The sequence below is a fragment of the Kitasatospora nipponensis genome (assembly GCF_039528135.1).
Classification (GTDB): Bacteria; Actinomycetota; Actinomycetes; order Streptomycetales; family Streptomycetaceae; genus Kitasatospora; species Kitasatospora nipponensis.
Genome location: NZ_BAAALF010001007.1, coordinates 1 through 559 on the forward strand (window position 1 = coordinate 1; position 559 = coordinate 559).

1 protein-coding gene is annotated in these 559 nt (G+C 62.6%); it reads left to right on the forward strand.

What is annotated here, in order from left to right:
• Positions 1-321, forward strand: a 321-nt coding sequence (locus tag ABD323_RS44570) for a glycosyltransferase (protein WP_425556368.1), incomplete at its 5' end; no start/stop codon positions are given.
• Positions 322-559: the final 238 nt, after the last annotated feature.

The window sequence follows — 559 nt, forward strand, 5'->3', positions numbered from 1 at the left end:
GATCCGATGCCCACCCCCCGTCCGGTGCTGCTCTCGGACGTGCGGGGTGCCCGGGAATGCCTGCCCCCGGAGCTGCTCCGTACCGGCCTGGTCGAGCCGGAGAATCCGGCCGCACTCGCACACTTGATCGCACAGGCGCTGAAAGATCCGATCGAGTGCGAACGGCTCGGCCTGCTGGCCCGTGAACGAATGTCCGATTATCACGATGTCCGAGGGGTGGTGCGCCAGGTGGAGCTGCTCTATCGAAACCTTCTTCGAGACGGCGTTCCCGGCCCTCGCGCGGCGGGGCGCCGTGACACCCGTGTCCCAGAGCGGTCCTGATCGTTTCTCAGACCGTGAATGCTCGCCGCGAAGGTGCTGCCGTGTTCGCATCTCGACCGGGTGACCCGAGGATTCAAAGTCCGAAAGTCTGATTAATGGGCGGGTGGAATGAAATGGCAAGTCAACTGCCTGCAATCAAGCCACCGTTCGGTAATGTCTGATTTTGCCTGCTTCGTTGTCATTTCTGAGCGCGGTTCTCGGAGTGACCCGAATGCCGCCCTTGGCAGCAGGTGCTACC